The organism is Cryobacterium sp. Y29, from assembly GCF_002929825.1.
GTDB lineage: Bacteria > Actinomycetota > Actinomycetes > Actinomycetales > Microbacteriaceae > Cryobacterium.
Window position 1 is genome coordinate 1 of the sequence record NZ_PJJN01000026.1, and the last position, 22989, is coordinate 22989.

Here is a 22989-nt window from a genome sequence, read left to right on the forward strand (position 1 = left end):
CCGACAAACCCACCGAGAACGAAGGGCTCGAACTAGCCGCCTAAACTCCCACTGGTCTCATCCGCCTTGACAAGTTCCGGACCACTGCTGCTGTGATCACAGAATCATCAGAACCCGGAGTTATTACTACGGTTTCGCCTGGGCCGAGTGCGTCGATGACCGCGTCTTCGAGTGGCGTAAAGGAGACTCGGCTGGTAACGATCGGTCGAGCTAAGACGAATGATCGGTCCGCCAACGAGATGGTCGGTTGTTCGATCGCGACCGGAGACTGCTCGCCGCGAGAAAGGGCTCGGAGTTCACTCTTTGCCCCCTCGATCTGTTCGGGGGTCGCGTCGTCAGCAATGGTCATCGAAATCTCTTTCCAGTGTCCGACGTGCGCCTCTCCCTCATAAATGGAGACGAGCGACTCGAAACGTGCGAACTGCCCGAGTTGCATTTCCCTGATGTCGGGCATGACAAAGTTCATCTTGGCACTCGCCTGGAGAGAGACCAGACCCGCTGCAACCGGTCGATAGTGAGTCGCAAGAGAAGTGGGAGTCATCAGGCCTTCCCCCTTCAACATCTGCGCGCCGGTCATCATCTCAATGAAGAAGGTGTCAGCCGGATCAATCGTCGTCATCAACTCAATCTCGTCGAGCACGTCTGCCGGGTCGAGCCCGTCGACATTGCCGACTGCAAAAGCGACCTTGGGGTTTTCGCCGCTCCTGTCGTCGCGCAACTCGAATGTCAGGACTTGTGCAGGCGTGGTCGCATGCACTCGCATCCAATCTGTAGACACCCCACTCGTCGCAGTCACTCCGGTGAGGGGAATCGAAAACTTGACTGCCCCGTCGGTGCCGACGACACGAAGAGCGAGGTCTGAGCGATGAGAGTCGTCCGTGAGCATGACGCTCAACCATGACTCTTCGACAACTTCGCCGTCGAAGGGACCTCCGGATTGAACGGTTCTTGCTCGTGCGTCGGCGAATGGGATACCCCACTCTTTCCAGAGCTGCACAGACTCGTACACCTCAGTGCCGGGCGGGTCGAGGAAGGTTACCTGGGTAGAAAGCGGCTCGAGTTCAACTGCCTGGGCATGAGCCGGAACAACGGCCTGATACTCCCAGCGATTGTTGTCGAGGTAGGTCCAGCGGAAGAATACTCCAACCTCGCCGGCACGAGGCATCGGCGGGCCCGCCGCGCTTGCGGTGAAAGTTCCCCGGTCAACGTAGTAGTTGTCATTGATCGAATCACGCAGAGCGTCTAGAGCCTCCTGGCGCACGTTGATAGCTTCGGCCATGCTGATATCGCCCGTACGCTCCACGGGAGCTGTAGCAAGCGTGACTGCCTCTTTGACGAACCGTTCATAACCTCCAGGACCGTGAACGAAGTGCTCCGTGATTGCAGGGTACGTTTCCGCCAGACCCTGAATGAAAGCGTCGCTGTCCCATTGTGTGAGGAACGTCGCCGACACCGTCAGGTTGTCAAAATTTCGATACCTCTCTTCCGTGGGGGTCCACGGCGTTACGAGGTAATACGCGGCGATCATCTCGGGAATTGCATCATCGCCGGTCGGCTCAACGTGCGTGTCCCAAAACGTCTTCCACGACTTCTTGATCTTCGTCCACTGGCCAGAGGTGATCGGAGCCGCGTACTTCTTGATCTGCCAGACAACGAGACCCTCGGGAGTTCGACGAAAGATGTCGATACCTCCGTCACCCTGCGCCGGGGTCATCTGTTGCGCATCGGGATACTCGCGACGCAAAAGCTTGGCAATGAAATCTTCCAGGCTTTCGCCGCCACGGTCACCGAGAACGGCCCAGTCAAGTCCACCAGTCATAGTCAAACTTTAGGGGGCGATGCCGTTCCGTTATGGCTGGACTCGGCCACAGCAGGTCTGAGACAGATCATCAACGGCAGGCGGCGAGCTGGTTCGGCGATGCGAACCGTCGATGGTCCAACGAAAGAATTTCTTGGGATCGATCGTTCGGGCCGCCAGACGAGCGACGGGCCGTGGCGCTGTCGCCGCGAAAATCCGCCGAGACCTGAAACCAACCAACATGCTCTGATCCTGAATCGCATGTGTCGCATAACCAAGGGGCCTCCTATCCCCTGGGTTGTGAGGCACATCGGTTGCGAGACAGTTTGCGATATATATCCTGACTAATGTCGCAGTAGATCATCCGCACGTATGTTGTTACATTGCACCTCGTTTTGTTCTCGTGCTCGACGTGGGCGGATAGTCCTCCTCCCGCCCGCTAGTCTCAACACGAGAAGAGTTCCCAGCCGCGAGGACCGGGACTCCGAGATGTGCTGCACGCTGCGACCATGCTGACCTAGCAGTCGCTGCAACAGACCAGCACAGTGAGGGAATACTGCCAGGCATGCTGGGTTCAGGGGGAAATGATGGCCGGATTTGATGCATCTGCGTCGGCGCTGGGGTTCTTATATCAGGTGCGGTGGGCGATGTACGAGCTGCTCATATCGTCGCGGCGGGCTTCGGATCAATCCGTGCGGATGACGTTGGAAGTGTTCGACGATGTCACCTTGACTGACGCCGCGGGCCATCCGCTTAGCGCGATCCAACTGAAGCAGCACGTATCGCAAACGTCGTTGACCGACAAAAGCGTCGACCTCTGGAAGACGATCCGGGTATGGCTTCAAACTCCGTCACTCGCGGCCGTGGACGGTCCAATGCTGACGTTGGTCACTACAGCTCCGGTGCAAGCTGGCAGCGCGGCGTCGTTGCTCGGAATCAATGACGCAGAACGGAATATTGCTAAAGCACTATCCCTCCTCGATACAGCTTCGGGGACCGGTTCCGTCGCAACGCAGCCGGGACGGGAGGCGTGGACGAAGGTGTCCCCGTCCGTTCGAGCATCATTGCTGAGCCGGATACGAGTGCTCGGTGAGCAGGCGTCCGTCGCGGAACTTGATCTGCTCTTGGATGCCGAATTGGCGCCGTTCGTTCCGTCGAAGCATGTTGCTGAGTACCGTAGTCGTCTCTGGGGCTGGTGGGACAGCCGCGCGGTGTCGATCCTTCTGCAGAACCGCACCGTCGTCGGAGGCGGCTCGGTATCGGCGGCGGAACTGTACGAACGAATGCAGACCATTCGGGACGACTTCCGTGTCGACGCACTCGTCGTCGATTTCACCCTCGACTTCGACGACGAGAAGGTTGCCGCCGGTCACGACGAGCATTTTGTTGATCAGCTGAGGTGGGTGAAGGTCGGAACCGGCACGCTCCGTAACGCGGTCGTGGACTACCTGCGCGCGTACGCCCACACCACAAAATGGGTGCAGAACGGTGATCTGTTCGATGACGAGCTTGAACGGTACCAGACAGCGTTGAAAGATGAATGGTCTCGCCGGTTCTACGAGATGATTGAAGATTTGGAGACCGACGGCGTTATCGACCTGGATGTGCGAGCGGTCAGAGGACGTGAGCTGTTCCGCACGCTCAGCGAATCAGTCCAGGTTACAATCCGGCCAGAGTTTAACGTCGCGTTTCACGCGCGAGGCACTCGCCATAACATCGCTAACGACGGCGAATACGGGTGGCATCCCGACTTCGAACGAATCCTCGCCGGTGTCCTGGTAGGAGCGGCGGAGTGAACGGTGGCATTGCGGCATGGCCACGTCGCCCGCAACCCGCATCGGATATTCTGAACCCTGCTATCAGCGCTGTCTGCGTGGCATGGTGCACGGCTCGCTTTGAGCGAGATACTGGGACGGTGCTGCCTTGGTCGCTGGCGTTTCTCGTCGCTCCGCTGACGTTGCATGCTCCGACCAGGGCTCGCTTCCCCAGGTCGCTCGCGACACATTTCCCGAGCTGGGTCAACGACAACGCCGACGTGCTTGCAGGATTCCCTGCTCGAGCGAAATCGTTCGCTCCGTACGTGCGTGAGGGACTCCGTTTCGGGCTCCGGACCGGGTTGTTGAGTCTCGAACCCGACGCCGGCCTGCACGCCACGATCGCCGAACACACGAAAGTCGCTCCTCACACGGAACTGCGAAGCATCGCTGTAGCCTCGGCGTTGACCGGCGGATGGTTCGCCCGGTCTGGATCCCCCGCAAATATATTCACTCAACTTGGAGTCAGACCGTAGTGCAACTGCTAAAAATTAGGATTTACAACCATGTCGGCGAAATCCGCGATGTAGACTTCCGGCTCGGTGAGCTGAACATCATCACCGGCCAGTCGAGCACCGGCAAGAGCGCACTGCTGACCATCGTCGACTATTGCCTCGGCCGAGACGCGGCGACCGTTCCGCGAACGGCGATGTTTAGCACCATCGCCTGGTACGCGGTTATGTGGCAGTTCGACGACGGTAGCCGCGTCGTCGCGGGCAGGGAAGCATCGCGAACGAAAACCAACTCCCGGGCGTTGCTCGAGTTCGGTGGCCCCGACCTAAAAATGCCGGCTTTCAATGAACTTCGCGAGAATGTGGACTCCGACGCACTTAGGGTGCAGATCGGCGCCCGCATTGGGCTCGACAACGTCATGTTGGAAGCCAATGACTACGGTGCCGGCCCTCGTACCGTCGGTCTCGGCACCGCCGCTCTGTTCTGCCTGCAGGAACAGGAAGAGATCGCCACGAAGTCGACGTTGTTCCACCGGCAAGCCGAAGATGGCATCAAACTAGCCCTCCGGGACACCTTCCCGTTTTTCCTTGGCGCCGTAGACGGGGGCCAAGCACGGAAACGTGAAGCGCTCCGGGACGCAAAACGGGCCCTCCGCCGTGCCGACGCCACCCTCGGTCGCGCGGAGAACGCCGCGAACGAACGCGACACTGTGTTCCGGGACCTCCTCGGAGAGGCGCGCTCAGTCGGCCTGTTCGCAAACGACGGTCTCATCGAGGCGGGGGACTACCGAGCAGCAGCATTGTCCATCCTTTACGCGGCTCAGTTCGCGACCTCGCAACCAACCACTCCCGACGCGGACGTTCGCGCGCAGGACGAGCGGCGACGTCTTGAGGCAAATATTGCAGGGCTGCGAAGCGAACTGAATCGCGCCATCTCCACCCGCGACCTCGTTCTCGACCAGCGCGGCGGCGAAACCGAGTACTCCGGGTCACTGCAAGCGCAAGTTGGCAGGCTTGAAAGCATCGGCCTGCTCCCGGATCATGACAGCGACGCGATGACTTGCCCCCTCTGCGCGCAGGAGCTCCCCGAACGCGACGCCACGGTCGCGCAGTTACAGGAGCGGCTCGGTGAACTCCGAAACAGCCTGGCCGAGGTGCAGCAAGTGCAACCTCGCCGGGCGGAGGCGGTGACGAGAATCAGCGCCCGAATCGTTGAGATCCGGGACTCTCTTGCTTCTGCCAGCAGGTCACTCGACGCGGCAGCACGCTCTGCCGGCGAGGACGGTCCTAGCGACATCACGGCCCAGCAGTCGTTCGTGCGTGGCCGCATCGACGCCATCCTCCGTAGCGCAGAATCGTCCGACCAGGCGGAACTCGATCGGCTCCGCGCCGACCAACGCGATGCGGAATTGCGCGTCGAACGTCTCGATGCGGAGCTCAGCAGCGACGAGGTGCGCGAGCAAACAACGTCACGGCTGAACGTCATCGGGACATACATTGGGGAATACAGCCGCGAACTCGAAGCGGAGAGTGCCGACCGTCCCGTACGACTGGACATCAACGCGCTCACCATCGTCGTCGACGAAGAGTTCGGGCCCGTTGAGCTGACCGGATTCGGCAGTGGCGCCAACTGGGTCGGCTACCACATCGCGGCACACCTAGCCCTGCACCGTTACTTCGTTCGGCAGAACCGGCCGGTGCCGCGGTTCCTGATGCTCGATCAGCCCAGCCAAGCCCATTTTCAGGGCGACCTGTCGGCATCGTCCGATGGAAACGCCGACCGGGAAGGCGAGCGAGTGCGAGCGATGTTTAAAGTGGTCGCCAATTTTGCCGCCGCCCACGCTGGTGTAATGCAGGTGATCATGATCGACCATGCCCGGTACTCAGACGAATGGTTCACCAGCCGCGTTCGGTACGACTGGCACGACGGTGAGAAGCTCATCCCCGACAGCTGGAAGCAGTACGCACGGAAATCCAAGAGCAACGACAGCGAACCGCAGCAATCATGACCCCTCCTCAGCCGCATTGAGGCGACGCACCATCCAGGGGAACAACCAGATGACTTGAGGCACCTGCGCAGGAGCGACAGTCTCGGCGCCAACGATGAAGAGCGTCTTGTAAGCCTAGGGATATAAGACGCCTCACGACTTCCTTTTTCCGTAGAGGACGTGCGGCATCTCGGGGCCCGGCGAATCGCATAACTACGTCGCATAACCCTCTGCTTGCATTGTGGTGCTCACCGTTAGTTATGAGAAACCCCCGGGCAGAGTGACAAAACTGATCGGCTACGCGGGCGCATCGACGCGCCAGCATTCCACCGACCGGCAACAGGCCGACATCCTCGCCGCAGGCGTCTGGCGCGACGACCTCTATATCGACCACGGTACCTCCGGCGCTCGAGCATCACGGCCACACTTCCACCGGGCGCTCGACGCCCTCGAAGACGGTGACGCTCTCGTCATCACGACTCTGGACCAGCTGGGCCGATCGACGCAGAACATGCTCGCTTTCGCCGAGGAGCTCCGCGGCCGCGGCACCGGCCTCAGGGTGTTGAGTTTGGGCGGTCGCGATGTTGATACAGCGACACCGATGAGGTCCAGGCTGTTCACGATCATGGCGGCGCTTGGGCCGATGGAACACGAAATAAAGCGAGAGCGAGTGATCGACTCCACCACCAAACGCCGCGCGGCCCGCAAGGACCTGGGCGGTCGCCCGCGGACCATCACCGACAGCCAAATCAGTAAGCCCGAGGTCTCATAGAAGGTGGAGAGCCAGCGGCCCAAGTGGCTCGGGACCTTGGAATGTCCCGAGCCACCCTCTACCGTCGGTCGTGCGATCTCGGGCTACCCCAAGAGCTCTAGCCCCTCAGCGCCCAAACATTTCGGGTAGTCAGGACCGGGGTCAGGTCCTACTTGGTGGCGGCGTCGAGGTTCACCATGACCTGCTCTGCGACGTGCGCGGCGAGAGTGGTGTCGATTGCCCCTAGTCCGGTCTGGCTGATGGTGATGACGTTATGGCCTGACATGATCGTGACGGAATCGATGAGGACAACGAGCATACTCACCAAGGCCTGCAGGCGGAAGGCAAGGGCCCCGTCGCCGTAGTTTGGGAGAGAGGTGGGGAAGATCTCCATGCTCGAAGTAACACCGTCGGAGTCCGTTGCAGTGAACTTTGCGCACTCAATGAGCTTCTTGCTGATCTCCTGAAGCCTCGACTCATCGACGTCATCTGAGTATCTCTTCACACCAGCAACCAGCGAGTGCAGATCCAGGCCGAACGTGTCGCCGTCGGCAGGTCACCGCTCGCCGGGCGCCGCCTCATCTCCGGCACGACGCGGCATCAGCCCTAGAGTCGCTGGGGATTGAGCGCGGAGGGCTTCGGTGGCGATCCAGCGAGCAACCTCCCCAGGAGCTGCTGTTGGGCCGAAGTCGGACACCACGGTCTGCCTGCCTCCCTCGACGTCGAAGACCCAGACCACCGGCTGGACCTCGGCATCGATGCTCGCCGTATCTGGCGGGTCTTCATCGCCTCCACGCCTCCCGAGGTCGATGAATAGGGCACCGGTGTAGCCCATATCGGCATCTAGCTCGACGGGGAACGGAAGCAGTTTTGCGACGGATAGCACTAGGCCATTCAACACCTGACCGGGATCGTTGATGTCCGGTCGGTCCCCCGTGATCATCGGCGGGCCGGGGTGGAGCGTCGACGCTTTTTCTCGGAAGGCATCGACAACTGTCCGCTGGTCGTCAATTCCGTGTACTTGGCGAAAAGAATTCGAATTCGGTCCCTTTCCGTCAAGACGCCGTCCTCGCAGGAAATCAGTCGATCGACTATCAGGTCCAAGTCTGAGTGGGCGTCGGTGAGCGCTCGAGGGATGAGGACTGGGTCGTACAGGTTTGCAAGGGAGCTATCGACGAATTGTTCTCGCACCTCGCGAATTTTCTTGCCCGCATCGGATACGGCCTTCTTGTTGGCGTTGCTCATCTGCGGAATGGGGAAGGTGTTCCACACACCTAATTTGCTGAACCTCACATCGGACTTGAGTCGACCCCCGATGGTTTTCAGCCAAGTGATGAACATGGAGCTAGAGATGATGCCGAGCGCGATACCGTCCGGGTCAGGGGCGACGAAGGTGGCGTCACTGGCGATGGTTTCGGGACCGAAGTAGCCGGCGGTGAAGTACAGCCTGCTCTCACTGACGTGGCGAGGAATCGCGAGATACGGCAGGTCTGGTTGCGCGATCTGTCTAAACAGAGTGTGGCTGCCGAATTCTCGGGTGGAAATGGCTTTGCTCTCTGCTCGGAAAGTGGCGACGGCGTCGACTCGAGATTGCAGCAGTGCACTCGACTCGAGATCGCCGGGGGCGAGGTCTGTCATCCACAGGCACCAGCGATCCTCGGCGTGAAGGATCTCTCGCGCCCCGATGTACTTCCTCAGATACTTAGCGGCAATCGGGTCGTCAGCGAATCGTTGATAATCCTCGGGTTCCACGATGAGGAAGCCGCCGTCGGTCGGTTTGTTCCCGTAGGCAACCAGCGGGAGATCGGGTCCGAGTGGTCGCGTCTGGGGGAAGACCACTGTCGAGGGGCCTTCGACGAGGTAAGGGCTGATATTAGGAACTGAATGCTGGGTGGGTACCGAGAACGGAGTCTCGTAGTTGTAGAGGACGGGGTCTCGCTGAGCGCTCCTTGAAATGCCGACGATGACGACGTGGACCGCTGCGCCGCCGGGGGCTTCCGTAGTCCAGGCGAAGGTTTTGTGCGCAAAGTCGATGCCAAATCCCGCGTTAAGGACCGCACCCCAGAGCGGTGCCACTTGTTCGCCTTGGCAGATCGAATTTGTGGAGACCAGCGCCACCCGGGCCTGTGTGTCACCTACGTAGTCAATTGCCTTTTTGTACCAGCCTGAGACGAAATCAAGGGTGCCGTGATAGCCACTTCCCCACACCTTCTTGAGCGCTGCGGTCTGCTCGTCGGTGCGTAGTGAAAGGCCGACGAACGGGGGGTTGCCGAGAACATAGGTGTAATCGGTGACGGGCAGGATGCTCGCCCAATCGGCTTCGAGCGCATCGTCGTGAACGATCGTCGCGGCAATGCGGATCGGCAGACGGTCGGGAGCCAGCCCGAAGTCTTGTTCCATCCGCAGGTTCGCTAAATGATCGACGAGAAGCATTGCGGTTTCGGCGATACGAGCCGGCCATTCTTCGATCTCAATGCCGTAGAAATGGTCGAGGGTGACTTTGATGTCGCCTGTGACATCGAAGCTCAGTTGCCCTCGGCTGGCGACGGTCACTCTTCCCTCGATGATGTCGAGATCTCTCTGCCTCTTGATGAGTTCGAGCTCTAGGGCTCGAAGTTCACGATAGGAAACGATGAGGAAGTTCCCACAGCCACAGGCGGGGTCGATGAAGCGGAGTTTTCCGAGGTCGGAGTGAAGCTTGGTGAGTTCTTTTCGGCTGTCCCAGCTGGATTCGAGGCGGGCATTGAGTTTGTCGAGGAACAGCGGGCGGATGGTCTTGAGAATGTTGATTTCCGAGGTGTAGTGCTCGCCTCCACCGCGGCGAGCATCCTTGTTCTTGACTGTTTGGAACATCGATCCGAAGACCGCTGGAGAGATGATGCCCCAATCGAAATCACAGGCTTCCAGGAGTGCGTTCCGGAATCCCTCAGTGAGAGGGACGATCATCAATTCGTCGGAGAACAGACCGCCATTGATGTACCTGAATTCTGCAAGCGGGCCGCTCTCCAAATCCAGGCTTGCTCGGTTTTCGGTATCAAGGACAACGAACAGGGCGGTCAGTTGTGAGTCAAGTTCCGAAGCCGATGTGTGATCGGCGACGTAGCGCTGAAACATGCCGGCGTTCCACATCCCCGAATCGTCGCCGAAGAACAGGAAGAGGAGTCGAGCCAGCAAGAGCGTTGCGTCTCTCTCGCTCGATTCCGAGGCTTCGAGCTCGCTGTAGAGCCTCCCCATGAGGCGTGCGGCTTTGACTGATGCCGCTTCGGCCTCTGCGTCGAAAGCTAGTCGCATTTTGGCGAGTAGCTCCAGGAGGGAAATGTCGTCATCGAAATCGATTGTGATCGCGGCAAGCTGGCTACCGAGGTGCTCGTCTAACTGCCCAGCGATGTGTCGGTGTACGAGGAGCTTCGCGTTTGCTCCGCCTAGCTGGGCGCGGCGGGGCCAGCGCCATTCCTGGCGTTCGTCTGTAGCGAAAATGATGAGTCGTTCGTGGCTGTCTTGGCCGATCATCTCGTCGAGAACACGTTGGACTTTTCGCGCAGGCAGTTGTGCGCAATACCAGATCCGGAGGCCCTTGTAGCCGGCGACCTGAGTCATTACGTACGACTCGCCGTCAGCTTCCAGTTCGCGGGCGGGTTGATCAGGGTTGCTCCATCCGAGTTCTGTGATGAACAGCTCGCGATATTCTCGTGCATCGACCAGGCCTAGGAGATGTGCTGTGCTCATTGTCGTACTCCCATGCTGCTGACGATACGGACGGGGTCGTTACCGCTGCGCGATTCCACGACGAGACGACCGTCGCGGTGTAGCGCAGAGACTCGCGCTGCGAGGTCCTCGTCGCTTGTCCCGTTGCGTAGCGCCCGACGCAGCCGTCGGTCGGCTTCGCCCGTGAGAGCGTGTTGAAAGAGGGCGTCGAGGGCCGCGTCGGTGTCGGCGTCGTAATGGAAGACGGTGTCGCCAAGGCGCCTCCATAAGGTGCGTCGGACTCCCCTCAGCCTGCCGGCGGCGGCGCTCGGTGTGGCGAGGGGCCCGCGCACGAGCTCCCCGAGGAGGTCTTCGTGGTCGGGTCGGTGCTCCAGTCCGGATTCGTCGGGTGTGGCTTCGAAGGCGCGCAGCGCTTCGAGGCCGGTCAGCAGCCGAGGTTCTTCGCCTGGTGAGATCCATCCGAAGCCATCGGTGCCGGCTTCGGTCCTCACGTAGCAGAGCAGCCCTTCTTCGGTGTCTGTTGCTCGTTTCGTCCGGGTCGCGTCGACCAGATCCGGGAGCTTTGCCACGCGGGCGGTCAGTTCTGGGTCGAGCTCTTCGGCGTTCCGCCAGTACTGGTAGGCGAGGCTCGAGGCGTCGACGTCTTCTGCTGTGTCGGTGTCGTCGACGGTGCCGTTGTAAAGATCCTTGATCGTCTTGACCTCGCCACTACTGCCGAAGAACTGCTCATCAGATCCAAACGCTTCTGCATTTGCGGTGAGTCGATCGGCGATGCGCTGACGGAGCGATAGGACAGCGTCCACGGACTCGTGGAAGAACGAGTAGATGAGGACGTGATCGGATTTCTGTCCGATCCGATCAACACGACCGGCGCGTTGGATGAGGCGAATGATCGCCCAGGGCAGGTCGTAGTTGACGACGATATGGGCGTCCTGGAGATTCTGACCTTCGCTAAGGACGTCGGTTGACACGAGGACGCGGAGTTCCCCTCCACCCGATTCGATGTCCATTCCTGGAAGGGCATTGGAAATTGGGGAGAAGCGTCGGGCGAGGCCGGTGGGGTCTTCGCTGTCACCTGACGCGACACCGACGGCGGGGATGCCCTCGGCGTGCAGGGCGGAGGCGATGTAGTTGGCGGTGTCTTTGTACTCGGTGAAGATCAGAATCTTCTCGCTCGAGTGAGTTTCACGTACGAGGGCCACCAGTGCAGCGAGTTTGGAATCGACTGCGGGCGACCAGATGCCGTATGACTCGAGGAGGCTACGGAGGGCCTCGGTATCGGCCGCCAGGGCGATAGCAAGCGCGTCGGTGAAGAGTTGCGGGCGGATCCAGGAGACTCCGCTGGGGTTTGCGGCAGTGAGAGCCTCGTATCGACGGCTGGGGTCTTCGCCGAGGTGCTCCGCAGTGTCGAGCTCGGATTCGGTGGGGTCGTTGTCGTCGAGGAGGTTGTTGTCGACAATGGTGCCGGTCGGGATGGAGAGGCCCTGGTCGATCGCGTAGGCAAAGAGCTCATTGCGAGCGATGTGCCGGCGGAGCGAAAGGGTAAAGGAATGCCCGCAGGAGGAAAGTCTCTTGTAGAACGTTGTGCGGACGAAGCCAGCGACGTTTCCACGGCCCCGGGCAAGGTTCTCGACGTATTCCTTTTCGTAATCGCTCAGAGTCGCGCCACGAGCAAGGAAAGCGCCCATATCGTAACGGGGCAGGGAGAGGTTCCGGAGAGTGTCTAGGGTCTCGTCGTCGGCCATGATCGCCGCAGGATCATTGGCCCCAAAGGAATGCTCGATCGGTCTGGCGTGGCGAACCGGAAACGTGAACCTGGTCCCGTCAGAGAATTGGAGGTATTTGCTTCCATCCTCCGCTTCCAGGGAGTAGTTGTTCTTGATGAAGGACCGGGTTCGTCTGACCAGGTGCTCCCCCATAAGGCGTTTCCAGTCATCCGGGTCTTCGGAGCGGCGGAAGGCCGCCAGGGTGGTGATCTTGCCGTCGACTTTGTCGTACAGCTTCGGGTCGAGTCGGAGAGCGTTCGTCGGGGAAATTCCGAGGTCTTCGTCTTCGTCTATGTAGAGCGCCAGCTGGTTGGCGACGTCGGTGAATCGTAGGTTGTAGGGGGTTGCGGTGAGCAGCAGGACGCGGCTGTCGTTGCGCTGGATGTAGTCCTGGATGGCGCGGTAGTCCTGGCGTGAATCGTTGCGGAGGGTGTGCGATTCGTCGACGATGACGAAGGCGTAGCGGCGGAGATCTGGCAGCACGGCGTGGGCCATGCTGTAGGGCACGACACGACCGTGAAGGTCATACGCCTCGAGGTGCTGCTCCCACATCGTGACCAAGTTCCGTGGGCAGATGATGAGGGGCATGTACCCGTGCTCATCTCGAAGCATGAGTGCGACCGCAATACCGGTGAGGGTCTTTCCAAGGCCCACCACGTCGCCCAACATCGTCCCACGTCGGGTGATGATGCGTCGAGCGAGAGTTCGTACCGCCGTTGATTGATAGTCGAGGAGTTTCTCTTCAATCTCGGACGGAACAGAGTACTCAGCGAGACCCTCGCGAACGTCGCGGGAGAGGTCGTAACAAACCTTGAGGAAAATCTCGTAGGGCTTTCGCGGTTCGACGGTCGCCCATGATTCGTCGAGGAGATCAAGAATTTCAGCAGTCACAGGTCGACTGAATTTGTCATCCCAGCGCGCTGTGAACCAGTCGGCAAGGTCTTTGGCCCCGGCGCTGTCAACGACGTCAACGTTGAGCTCGAGATTGTGGGTGAGCCCCGGTGCAGTGAGGTTCGAAGATCCCACGTAGCCGGTGATGGGGTTAGTGACGTCTACGCGGTGGAAGACGTAGGTCTTTCCATGTAGCGGTCGGCGGGTGAAGACTTTGATCTCAATTGCGCCCTCCGCTAGGAGGGTACGCAGCGAACCGAGCGTGACCCGATCCGCCGTCGTCGGCAACCCGCGCATGAGTTGAACCCGTAATTGCTCGAGCAACTGCACCTTGCGCTCGCGTGCTTTGGCCGGGTCTGCCTCTGGCCGCGGAAGACCATCAACCGATGCCTGCAGCTCATCGAGAGCTTCATCTTGTGGGCCAGTGGCAACCATACCGATGAGGATGCGAACAACGGGGTGGTCACCTTGCGCCTTGTCCCGGACAAGCTGGTCGAATATCTTCCAGCCACGCAGATTGAAATATCCGACTGCGACATCCATTCGATCGAAGGCGCTAAGGGTGAGTTCCAGCTGATCACCCAGGCGCTGATCAATGTTGTCGAATATACGAGTCATCTGCCTATCTTCCCGGAAAACCGCCGGTAGCTAAAACGATCAGCCCGAGCGAATGTGCGTGGCGACGCCCACTTCATCGGATCGGCACTGCCATGAACCTCGGCCATCCGGTTTCGCGGACCGAGGATGACGACGTCTTGCGGTCTCCTTTAGGGCGTGCGTGTGAACGCGAGGTTGACGAATCAGCGAACCGACGACCACCTGACAATCACGACAAGGAACCCGACTCCGAAGCGTTGACACTCATTCGCTGTCAGTGAGACCAACCGTGCTCCAGGTGACGTCTCCACGCGTCTAAGAGAATCAGGGTGCCGCCGACGCATCGGAGCTGACGGTAACCTGAATCAAATCGATAGGGGGCATTAGTGAGCATCGCCGGTGACCAGAAGACAGAATTCACTGTTCCCGTTTGGCCCGCGCTGATCATCCCGATCCTGCAGGTTCTCAGCGAAAACGGCACCCTGCATCGCAAAGATCTCTTCGACCGTGCCGCCGCAACGGCCGGGCTCGATGAAGCCGCCCGGACGGAGACTCTGAACTCGGGTGGCCTGCGGTATGAGCATCGAATGGGCTGGGTCCTCGCCAACACGGCCCGAGCAGGATGGATTGACCGTCCAGCTCGAGGTCAGTACGCGATCAACGCGGTTGGCCGGGCCTGGATGGCGGAAAACCCTGACGGCTTGACCTATGGCCAAGCCCGGGAAGTATTTGCCCCCTTCTGGCCGTCGCAGGCCCGGAAAACTCCGAGCCACGAAACCGACCTGCCCATTCCGATCCTGGAAGTGCTCGACCCTGTCGAGCAGATCGAAGACGGCATCAACCGCATCCATCAGGAAGTTGGTGAAGAACTCTTGCGCCGGCTACGGGAGAGCCATCCTGATTTCTTCGAACAGGCCGTCGTGAATCTTCTCCTCAAAATGGGTTACGGCGGAGTTGAACAGCGCGGAAAGCGAATCGGCGGCACGGGTGACGAAGGCATCGACGGGATCATCGACCAAGATGCCCTCGGCCTCGACCAGGTTTACATCCAAGCGAAGCGATACAAGCTGGGGAGCAACATCGGACGCGAAACGATCCAAGCGTTCGTTGGCGCTCTCCACGGCTTCGGTGCCACCCGCGGTGTCTTCATCACGACGAGCGCGTTCACACCTGCCGCCATCAGCTACACCGCCGGTGTACCATCCCGCATTATCCTCATCGACGGCCAACGCCTCGTGACCTTAATGATCAAGTACCTTGTCGGCGTCCAATCAAAACAGACCTATGCCGTCGTCGAAGTGGACGACGACTTCTTCGACTGAAACTCTGCTTGGTGATCGACGCCGAAGGATTCCCAATCGACCTAAGGTCCCAGGCCAGCTCATGGTCTGATCTGCTTGGTAGTCTCCGGTCCTCATTATCGAGGCTAGGGACGTTGTTGACCGTTCGGGATACCAAGGACGCCGCCAGTGTGACGGAAAGCCGATCAAGCAGCGAGAGGGCTTCCTCGTTGTCGCTGACATTCTCCGGGCGGAGCCAGACGACACGAGTGCAAGCGGGTCGCGTGAAAACGTCTGCGAACGGATTAGTGAACCGTAGACCTGACAGCATCGGTCATACCGGGACGAATCTTAAGTCGGTTGTCACGGGAAGAATTAGGTCTGCCCCATCGTGATTTGGCGGCAGCGGTGCAACTTCGATGATGTCGAGCTGCGCAGCGACGGGAAGTGCGGCATGTATGGCCGCGTCGACGAAATGTTGATCACCGACCAGGTCAGGGTCCAGCCAGTCATCCCACCAGTCCCGCGGCAGCGGGACTGGGTTCCGGTCATGAATGTGCAAGAGTTCGTCGACGGCGCTAGAGGTCAGGATCGTGGCAGTGAGCGTCCACAGAGTCGGATCCTCTGCTGCTTTCGCAGGGTCCTTCCACCACGAATACAGGCCTGCGAAAGCGAGGACCTCATCAGTGGCGCTGTGAATGTAGAACGGGGTCTTCTTCTTCTTCGTGGTGGGGTCCGTCTGCCACTCGTAATACCCGGTGACCGGGATGAGGGCACGATGCGTTTTGACCGGGCCACGCCACGTCGCCTTATCGGTGATGCCTTCCGACCGGGCGTTGACGGTAGGAAATTTGATTTTTAGTTCTCTAGACCATGACGGGGTGAGAGACCAACGCGCCAGCTCAACCCGACCAACAGCCACTACGTCACCCTTGGCCTAGTGAATGACGACGGGGATTGTTTGGGTTGGCTTGATATTCCAGCTCGGGTGCCAATCGTGGAAGTCTCCCCCGACAGCGTCGAAGACGCTCAGAAGTTCGTCAATGGTGTTGGGGACTACGAGTCTGCCGCACATGATGTGACGTTACAGCCGGTCGACCGCGGATGCCCACACCCACAGTCGATGCACTCCCCTGCTCTGCCACTGAATGTAAACGGCGCTGTGCGTCCATGCCAAAGCGTGCGCGTCAACATGCGTGCTGATGTTGGGGTATCTCACCCACGCGATCACCGATATGGGCTCCGGAGCCACGGTGACGGGTGCTCCGGCACCACCGCGTTCTTCCCAGGTCAACCCGATCGGTACCGGGGAGTTCAGGTCAGGATGCGCGGGCTCGACCGGCGGGTATTTATCTGTCGAGATCCGGCCGAACCGCTCAGGGAGGCCCGGGTTCTGTTTATTTGTGCCCATACCAAATATTAGAACATATCTTCTAAAGAACTTCGACGGCTGTTTCAGCCTCCTACGAGCATTCCCACCGGCCGGTGGGAACGACGAGTCCGTACGACGACGGTCCCGGAAACATAGGCAACCCTGCACTACCTTGCGTTCACGCCGCCGCCCGGGACGCTTCGGCATATGCCCGGCGAGTCCGCGAAGCGGCACTACTCGCGCCTCAGCGAAGACTGCACGAGGCAGCAGGACGTTCTCCATCATCAGACGCCAGGACAGCGAGCCAGCTCCATCTCATTCCTGTCCCATCCACTGTCATCCGTTTAGGGCAGGTCTCGACTGCTCAAAGCGGTAGAGCGAACGCAGCGTCACATGCCTCTAACCACAGCGATCCAATGATGCTCGCCACCCCAATGACGAAATAGGCCGCTCCCTGTGCTTAAGAACCCAGCCACCAAAATACACGACGCATAGACCACTCAGACGGGGAGTAATAGCCCAAAGCTCCGCCCCTCCTCCGTTTGCCCGATGCACTACCCAGACCGGCCCCACAGCCACAACGAACGGTTCATTATGAAAAACCACAAAAAGGCCAACACCGAGCTCAGCGAGTTCCTGACAAACATGCGCCAGTTACGCCGCGACGGTCGTCTCTCCGAATCACGAATTTTCGAGCTCGACCTCCGGGATATCTCCTGAGTAGATTTCAACTCCACAGCGGCGGAGTATCGCGACGCCGTCGCCGAGCGGCTCGACGAACTCGACATTGACGACAGTTCGATGCTCGTCGAGGACAACCGCGAACTGGTCGCGTATCTCCAAGGACTTGAGTGGCAGCCCTTCCAGGTGGCCGAAGCTGCGGTCGCCGGTCACCTCAACTGACGAGATTCGGCTTTAGGAGCGCGCATCGGATATTTGTTGATGGTGGGCGTTCCTTGGCTGTGTCAGGCCAGCATCCCCCACGATGAATGCACGTCGATCGAGCGATTGCATCGTCAGATATCCTGATCACAGTGGACATGTCGCTCTGCTCGTCCCCGACCGGTTGTCTGATCGGTTCGTATCCGCCGGAGCCAATTCGTGTTTCTTGCCTCGCAGCCTTTCCCGCGGACCGCGTCAATCCGCCGTGGGGATCCAGCAGCCCCCGTTCATCTCGTGATCGAGGGCGACAATCTGTCGGTCCTCGAACGTCTGGTCGAATTTCAGCCCGCCTCTGTAGACCTGATCTACATCGACCCGCCCTACAACGGGACGTCTAGACATCTCGGCTATCGAGATGATCATGCTGAGTGGGAGGAAAACCTCCGGGCACGTCTTGTAATCGCCCGGCAACTTCTCACGCGGCTCGGCGTCATCGTGATCGCAGTCGACGATTCCGAGATCGGCAGGTTACGAGTCCTGGCTGATGCAGTCTTCGGAAATCGCAACCTCCTCACGACCCTCATCCACCAAGGTGATGTCAACAGCGGGCGCCGGTTCACCGGTGGAGGTGTCGATTACATGGTCGTCTACGGCCGCTCCAAACAAAGCATGATGGACGCGGACGTCCGATGGCGGGAGCCAAAAGTCGGAGTCGACAAGATCTTGAAAGCAGGAGCAAAGGCATGGGCACAATCGAAGGGCTCAGCTGATCAGGCTACGACGCTGCTCCGTAAATGGTGGACTGGGCGGAAATACAAGTTCTCCGGCGGTCTGGGCGAATACACGCGCGTTGACGAGGACGGCCGAGTATTTCGCATCGGAACTCTCGGTGTTCCAGCCGGACGCGGATCCGGCCGATACGATCTTCTTCACCCGAGCACCAGGCGCCCTGTAGTACCTCCGCCCGGAGATTGGGTCGGACCACCACGGACGCTGCACGCCTACGTTGAACAGGGCCGCATCCTCTTTGGCCCGGATGAGACCACGACACCCTGGCGGAAGCTCTTCCTCGATGAACAGCTTGACGAAGTGCCGGTACCAACGTTCAACCTCAGCAGGTCTGAGGGCACGAAGCACCTGAATCGAATCTTTCCCGGAGAAACCCGTTTCGCTCACCCGAAGGATCACCGTGTGTTGGCCAGGTGGTTCAGAATAATGGCGGGCCCGGACGCGACCATCCTCGACTTCTACGCCGGCTCGGGAACAACAGCTGAGGCCGTGATGACGCTCAACGCCGAAGACGGCGGAACACGGCGGGCCATCCTCATCACCAACAACGAAGTCCCGGCCGCCAAACAGAAAACGCTTCGTGCCGCGGGGAGTGAACCGGGCGACGACGCATGGGAAGCGCACGGCGTTTTCCGCAGCGTGTGTCGGCCACGGCTGGAGACGATCGTGACCGGGGTTCGCGAAGACGGTTCTGCCTACATAGGGCCTGTTTACTCAGAGAATGTGGACTTTCTCCGAGCCCCGTAGCCTTTCGAAACCCACGACGACGTGCTTCAACACCGGTAAGTGGCCGGCCAAGCCGCGCCAGATCCCGAAGGACTCCAGCAGAAGTCGAGACGGACTGCGCGGACGTTGCAAGGGCCGCCCCGCATGCGGGCGCATCAATAACCAGTGACCCCTGCGGTCGCGCCACGCGTCGCGGCTAGAACCACCAACGCGCCGATCCCTCGCAATCCGAAAACTCGAGGAGCTGCCGCGCACAAGCAAAGTATGAGAAGAAAAGGTATCAATACCCAAGCTCAGCAAGCCTGCTCAATTACCCACGCCTCAGCGCTTCTGAAACGTCGACGCGAGAAGGACACCGCGCTTCAAACGACGAACGGAGGACGATTTGCCCTCCACCGGCGGAACGAATGTCGAGTCGAGCTGAAGGGTGCGAACGAGGACCTCGTGGCTCTGTCGGACTCGGCAGCGGTGATCTTCGCCATCCAGGAGGCCCGTCGCAACAGTCCAACAGATTGCCTGTCGGATGCGCAAGACGTTGCGCAGTCGGCTCTCACACATTTGCTTGAGGTGTCGCCTCTCTTAAGGCCTTGGACGAGAGACGCAATACGGTCTGCTGTCGCTGCCAGTGCATTCGGTTCGCAGAAGGTGGACGTTGAGGCGCGCGATATTCTCGAAGCGGAAGTTCGGCTTGAGGCCATCACAAGGGGGCGAGAGCTATCTGCCGTTGAAAGGAATGCCATCGCAGAACGGCTCCTTGAAGAATGGCCGCCTCAGATGCACCGTCCACGCGACGACTTCTACCTCAACGTTTCCCCCCTGACCTTAAGCGACGCGGCCATATCTATCGAGGCACAGAACATCCGAAACCCGCGCCCCGGTGACGAATCACACGACTGGTGGGAGGACGAAATCGAGGAGGGATTCATGACATTGGCAGAAGGGCGCGAAAGGGCTTGGAACCACTTCTCATCCTCATTCGGAGTCCCGCGCTGCCCGGAGCGTCTCATCAGCGCTATCGGGGCCCGTGATGCACGCGAGAGCGTCGCCAAACGCGGTGGCATCCTCGCCGTCGCTCAACACGTGCTCAACGCCGGCGACTATGCCGACTGGGCCGACCAGTTCTTCCTCCCATGGCCGTTCGCGTCGATAGCGCAACGTGCGCGCATCGCAGAGTTTTTTCTGGAACGGCAACGATATGCTCAGGGACTTTGGGATTCTGCGATGGACACGGCCACGGGCCGGTGAACACGGGACGGATCCCGGGATCCTCTGGACACTCAAGACAGCGTCCGAGATTGGCTCGCGAAACACGACAAGCTCGAACAACGCCCGATTAGCTCTGCCGCTGATCACCAATCCCGTTGACAACCCCAAGAATCAGACGCCGAATGCTGTCGCCGCGGTGGGTGAGGGCGCACCGAAGCGGAACGCGCCATTCAGGACCTATCTCTGAACTGTCAGGCTCTCAGCAGGCTGGTTGCTGAGGCCGCTGACTCCGAGCCGCTGAGCGCCCCTGACAATCACGGGCCAGCTGCCCGGCTGCGATGTACGCACTGAATGCTCCCAGCTGCCGCTCTCCTTGATTCGTTGTGAGGTGACAGCACACAACTGGATCATTGGCGGACGGTGACCACCGGACCGTGCCCAAGTAATACGGCTCAGCTACCCTCTCGATTGCGCCGGTGTCGAGGCGCCTTGGAGAACACCGTGGAGAATTCAGCGGGTTGCTCTCACGACCTGAACTCGCCGCCCGTGATGTGGACGCTGGCACCTATTTCTAGTCCCAATGACCGATGCGCCGCTGCGCCTGAGAACAGTGTCTTGTGTCGCGAATTGAAGTTCAAAAAAACACGGAAAAAACACAAACCCCGCTGAGAAGCGATGTATTCAGCTGACTTTGCGTGAGCATAATCCCTGTAATTTCGCGGGTATTCCGGCGTTCTCGTGGGTCGATCTGGGTAGCGCGCTTCCTTCACACGGAAGAGGTCGTGGGTTCAAGTCCCGCATCGCCCACCAAGTAATACCCCCCGGTCAGCGGGGGGTATTTTTTGTTGATCGCCTCGCGCGGTCTAGGCGACTTAGTCTGAGAAACATGGACGTACTTCTCGACATCTGGCAACGCATGACGACACCACATGCCGCGCTGGAACCGCTCATTGCCTGGCTAACCGTGGCAGCAGCTGCTGTGATCGTGCTCTTTCCTCCGATGTGGCGCCTCGCGCGGCACGTCATCACGATCGTGCACGAAGGCGGCCACGGTATCGTCGCCGTGCTGAGCGGGCGGCGATTGGGCGGCATCCGCTTGCATTCCGACACTTCCGGGCTCACCGTGAGTCGGGGACGCACGGCCGGCCCCGGCATGATCTTCACCCTGCTCGCCGGCTACCCGGCCGCAGGGCTGCTCGGCCTCGGCGCGGCCTGGTTACTCAGTTTGGGCTACGACGTGGGCCTCTTATGGGTACTTCTCGTGCTGCTGGCATTGCTGCTCGTACAGATCCGCAACTGGTTCGGGCTCTGGTCGGTTGCCGTCACCGGCGCCGTCGTGTTTAGTGTCTCCTGGTTTGGGTCGCCCCAGGTGCAAGGGATGTTCGCGCTGTTGGTCACCCTGGTTCTCCTTTTCGGATCGCTGCGCACGTCTTTCGAACTGCAGCAATCCCGGTCGCGTCGGGGCGGCTCCTCGTCGGACGCCGATCAATTGGCCAGGCTCACCCACATTCCGGGTATTTTTTGGGTGGCCGTTTTCACCGCCGTGCAACTGGTCTGCGTTGCCCTGAGCGCCCGGCTGCTCGAATTTATTCGAATCTAAGACTCGCTTTCAGTCAATCGTGGGAGGCTGAATGCATGACGAAAATTGCGATCATCGGCGGACACGGAAAAGTTGCCCTCCATTTGGCCCGTTTGCTCACGACTGCGGGACATGATGTCTCCTCGCTCATCCGCAACCCCGAACACGTCGACGACGTAACGGCGACCGGTGCAACGCCGCTCGTAGCGGATGTCGAGCACCTGTCGGCGGATGAGATGGCGAAAGCGCTCGCGGGGCATGATGCGGTGGTCTGGTCCGCCGGCGCCGGCGGAGGAGGCGCAGAGCGCACGTACGCGGTGGACCGAGACGCGGCCATCCGCTCGATGGATGCCGCCGCGCAAGCCGGCATCAACCGTTACCTGATGGTGTCGTATCTGGGGTCACGTGCCGATCACGGTGCCTCACCCGACGACGGCATGTTTGCCTACTACGAGGCCAAGGCTGCCGCCGATGACTATTTGCGCGCCACCTCGTTGAACTGGACCATTCTCGGACCGAGCACGTTGACCCTGGCCGCCGCGACGGGCTCCATCAATGTGGGCTCGAAAGCGACTGGTGACACCTCACGCGAGAACGTGGCGCTCGTTGCCGCGGCCGTGCTGGCGGACGACAATACCGTGGGCACGTTCATTGAATTCACCGACGGCGACGTGCCGATCGGCGAGGCCATCGCCGCTATTCACTAACAGGCCCAGAAGCGTACAGGCCCAGAAGCTAACAGGCCCAGAAGCGTACAGGCCCAGAATTTAACAGGCTCAGAAGCCGAAGTCGCCGCCACCAAAATCGCCACCGAAATCTCCGCCGGAGTCGCCGCCCGCATCGCTCGCGGGGTCCGCGTTGGTTTCGGTGTTGGCGTCGGCGTCGGCGTCCGTACCGCCAGCATCCGTACCGCCGCCATCCATCGGCATAAAGGCGCTGACCAGTGCCGAACCAATGACGAATCCGGCAACGGTGCCAAGCAGCGAGCTGCCCATCATGCCGCCAAAGCCCATTCCGTTCTGGTTTCCAAACGAGCGCGTCAGCGTGCCGGGCTGACGCAGTTCAGCCCGGGTCGCGGCTTGGGCGAGCGTGGCCGGTGCGGCGTCCGCCGGGCGTTCGCTCGGTTCGACGTTCTCGGTGAGTTGGCGAAAGAGAATGTCGCGCTGCTCGTCGGTCAACTTTGAGAACGCCTCGCTGTGCACCTGTTCGATGGTTTCGGGTGGGGCCGTGCGCAGCAGGTACTGGTAGCGCTCGACCGCGATCTCATCCTCGCTGCGCGTGGGGGCGCCGGTCGAACGGTTTGACCGGTTGTCCGTGGGTGATTGCTCCTTGCGGCCCAGCAGAAAGTCAAGAAATCCCATGGTGTGCTCCTCTTGTGGATTTGTCTGTGACG

The 22989-nt window shown here is 60.1% G+C and carries 18 protein-coding genes and 1 pseudogene; 9 read left to right on the forward strand and 10 right to left on the reverse strand.

Annotation, left to right across the window (positions count from 1 at the left end; all coding sequences use genetic code 11):
* Positions 1 to 40: 40 nt before the first annotated feature.
* Positions 41 to 1819 (reverse strand): hypothetical protein, encoded by a 1779-nt coding sequence (locus CXY74_RS02795; RefSeq protein ID WP_104199032.1) that lies wholly within the window; start codon positions 1817 to 1819, stop codon positions 41 to 43.
* A gap of 707 nt (positions 1820 to 2526) precedes the next feature.
* Between CXY74_RS02795 and CXY74_RS02800 the strand changes: the two genes are divergently transcribed.
* The 4 genes and pseudogenes from CXY74_RS02800 (at position 2527) to CXY74_RS02810 (ending at position 6925) form a co-directional block, all read left to right on the forward strand.
* Entirely contained in the window at positions 2527 to 3594 is a 1068-nt protein-coding gene (locus CXY74_RS02800; RefSeq protein WP_146070039.1) for an ABC-three component system protein, read from the forward strand.
* Complete coding sequence (locus tag CXY74_RS18350) at positions 3591 to 4088, forward strand: three component ABC system middle component (RefSeq protein WP_370446115.1); 498 nt, start codon at positions 3591 to 3593, stop codon at positions 4086 to 4088. The genes CXY74_RS02800 and CXY74_RS18350 overlap by 4 nt, the downstream gene beginning before the upstream one ends.
* On the forward strand, positions 4088 to 6073 hold the full coding sequence (locus tag CXY74_RS02805; protein ID WP_158252285.1) for a DUF3732 domain-containing protein: 1986 nt from the start codon (positions 4088 to 4090) through the stop codon (positions 6071 to 6073). The genes CXY74_RS18350 and CXY74_RS02805 overlap by 1 nt, the downstream gene beginning before the upstream one ends.
* Positions 6074 to 6332: 259 nt before the next feature.
* Positions 6333 to 6925: pseudogene (locus tag CXY74_RS02810) on the forward strand (recombinase family protein).
* 47 nt (positions 6926 to 6972) lie between these two features.
* On the opposite strand, the gene CXY74_RS02815 reads toward CXY74_RS02810, so the two are convergent.
* The 4 genes from CXY74_RS02815 to CXY74_RS02830 are packed head-to-tail and all read right to left on the reverse strand — an operon-like array spanning position 6973 to position 13783.
* Positions 6973 to 7308: a hypothetical protein gene (locus CXY74_RS02815; RefSeq protein ID WP_104199035.1), complete on the reverse strand. Its 336-nt coding sequence runs from the start codon at positions 7306 to 7308 to the stop codon at positions 6973 to 6975.
* Positions 7309 to 7359: 51 nt separating this feature from the next.
* Positions 7360 to 7689 carry a hypothetical protein gene (locus CXY74_RS02820; RefSeq protein ID WP_146070040.1) on the reverse strand — a complete coding sequence of 110 codons (330 nt, stop codon included), beginning with the start codon at positions 7687 to 7689 and terminating at the stop codon, positions 7360 to 7362.
* A gap of 53 nt (positions 7690 to 7742) precedes the next feature.
* On the reverse strand, positions 7743 to 10529 hold the full coding sequence (locus CXY74_RS02825) for a DNA methyltransferase (RefSeq protein WP_104199037.1): 2787 nt from the start codon (positions 10527 to 10529) through the stop codon (positions 7743 to 7745).
* A complete protein-coding gene (locus CXY74_RS02830) occupies positions 10526 to 13783 on the reverse strand; it encodes a helicase-related protein (RefSeq protein ID WP_233193179.1) in 3258 nt (1085 codons plus the stop codon). The genes CXY74_RS02825 and CXY74_RS02830 overlap by 4 nt, the downstream gene beginning before the upstream one ends.
* Positions 13784 to 14148: 365 nt before the next feature.
* On the opposite strand from CXY74_RS02830, the gene CXY74_RS02835 reads away from it, so the two are divergent.
* Positions 14149 to 15084, forward strand: a complete 936-nt coding sequence (locus CXY74_RS02835) for a restriction endonuclease (protein WP_233193180.1) — start codon at positions 14149 to 14151, stop codon at positions 15082 to 15084.
* A 292-nt stretch (positions 15085 to 15376) separates the two neighbouring features.
* Here the strand turns inward: CXY74_RS02835 and CXY74_RS02840 are convergent, their stop codons facing one another.
* From CXY74_RS02840 to CXY74_RS02850, 4 genes are all read right to left on the reverse strand, one after another.
* A complete protein-coding gene (locus tag CXY74_RS02840; protein ID WP_104199038.1) occupies positions 15377 to 15964 on the reverse strand; it encodes an SOS response-associated peptidase in 588 nt (195 codons plus the stop codon).
* A gap of 15 nt (positions 15965 to 15979) precedes the next feature.
* Positions 15980 to 16117 carry an SOS response-associated peptidase gene (locus tag CXY74_RS17250; protein ID WP_146070041.1) on the reverse strand — a complete coding sequence of 46 codons (138 nt, stop codon included), beginning with the start codon at positions 16115 to 16117 and terminating at the stop codon, positions 15980 to 15982.
* Positions 16118 to 16126: 9 nt separating this feature from the next.
* Entirely contained in the window at positions 16127 to 16453 is a 327-nt protein-coding gene (locus tag CXY74_RS02845) for a hypothetical protein (protein WP_104199039.1), read from the reverse strand.
* A gap of 642 nt (positions 16454 to 17095) precedes the next feature.
* Complete coding sequence (locus tag CXY74_RS02850; RefSeq protein WP_104199040.1) at positions 17096 to 17308, reverse strand: hypothetical protein; 213 nt, start codon at positions 17306 to 17308, stop codon at positions 17096 to 17098.
* A 282-nt stretch (positions 17309 to 17590) separates the two neighbouring features.
* Between CXY74_RS02850 and CXY74_RS02855 the strand changes: the two genes are divergently transcribed.
* The 4 genes from CXY74_RS02855 (at position 17591) to CXY74_RS02875 (ending at position 22303) form a co-directional block, all read left to right on the forward strand.
* Positions 17591 to 18832 carry a site-specific DNA-methyltransferase gene (locus CXY74_RS02855; protein ID WP_158252286.1) on the forward strand — a complete coding sequence of 414 codons (1242 nt, stop codon included), beginning with the start codon at positions 17591 to 17593 and terminating at the stop codon, positions 18830 to 18832.
* 243 nt (positions 18833 to 19075) lie between these two features.
* On the forward strand, positions 19076 to 20056 hold the full coding sequence (locus CXY74_RS02860) for a hypothetical protein (RefSeq protein ID WP_104199042.1): 981 nt from the start codon (positions 19076 to 19078) through the stop codon (positions 20054 to 20056).
* 847 nt (positions 20057 to 20903) lie between these two features.
* Entirely contained in the window at positions 20904 to 21617 is a 714-nt protein-coding gene (locus CXY74_RS02870) for a M50 family metallopeptidase (protein WP_104199043.1), read from the forward strand.
* A gap of 35 nt (positions 21618 to 21652) precedes the next feature.
* The gene (locus CXY74_RS02875) at positions 21653 to 22303 is read left to right on the forward strand and encodes an SDR family oxidoreductase (protein ID WP_104199044.1); all 651 of its coding nucleotides are present in this window, start codon (positions 21653 to 21655) and stop codon (positions 22301 to 22303) included.
* Between the two features lie 69 nt (positions 22304 to 22372).
* Here CXY74_RS02875 and CXY74_RS02880 read toward each other — a convergent pair whose 3' ends face one another.
* The gene (locus CXY74_RS02880) at positions 22373 to 22957 is read right to left on the reverse strand and encodes a hypothetical protein (RefSeq protein ID WP_104199045.1); all 585 of its coding nucleotides are present in this window, start codon (positions 22955 to 22957) and stop codon (positions 22373 to 22375) included.
* Between the last annotated feature and the right edge of the window lie 32 nt (positions 22958 to 22989).

Coding starts and splice junctions, on each gene's coding strand:
- CXY74_RS02830 (WP_233193179.1), bottom strand. CDS start 13,783: ATGACTCGTATATTCGACAACATTGATCAGCGCCTGGGTGATCAGCTG.
- CXY74_RS02870 (WP_104199043.1), top strand. CDS start 20,904: ATGGACGTACTTCTCGACATCTGGCAACGCATGACGACACCACATGCC.
- CXY74_RS02845 (WP_104199039.1), bottom strand. CDS start 16,453: ATGGGCACAAATAAACAGAACCCGGGCCTCCCTGAGCGGTTCGGCCGG.
- CXY74_RS02860 (WP_104199042.1), top strand. CDS start 19,076: ATGAGAAGAAAAGGTATCAATACCCAAGCTCAGCAAGCCTGCTCAATT.
- CXY74_RS02795 (WP_104199032.1), bottom strand. CDS start 1,819: ATGACTGGTGGACTTGACTGGGCCGTTCTCGGTGACCGTGGCGGCGAA.
- CXY74_RS17250 (WP_146070041.1), bottom strand. CDS start 16,117: ATGTGCGGCAGACTCGTAGTCCCCAACACCATTGACGAACTTCTGAGC.
- CXY74_RS02875 (WP_104199044.1), top strand. CDS start 21,653: ATGACGAAAATTGCGATCATCGGCGGACACGGAAAAGTTGCCCTCCAT.
- CXY74_RS02880 (WP_104199045.1), bottom strand. CDS start 22,957: ATGGGATTTCTTGACTTTCTGCTGGGCCGCAAGGAGCAATCACCCACG.
- CXY74_RS02825 (WP_104199037.1), bottom strand. CDS start 10,529: ATGAGCACAGCACATCTCCTAGGCCTGGTCGATGCACGAGAATATCGC.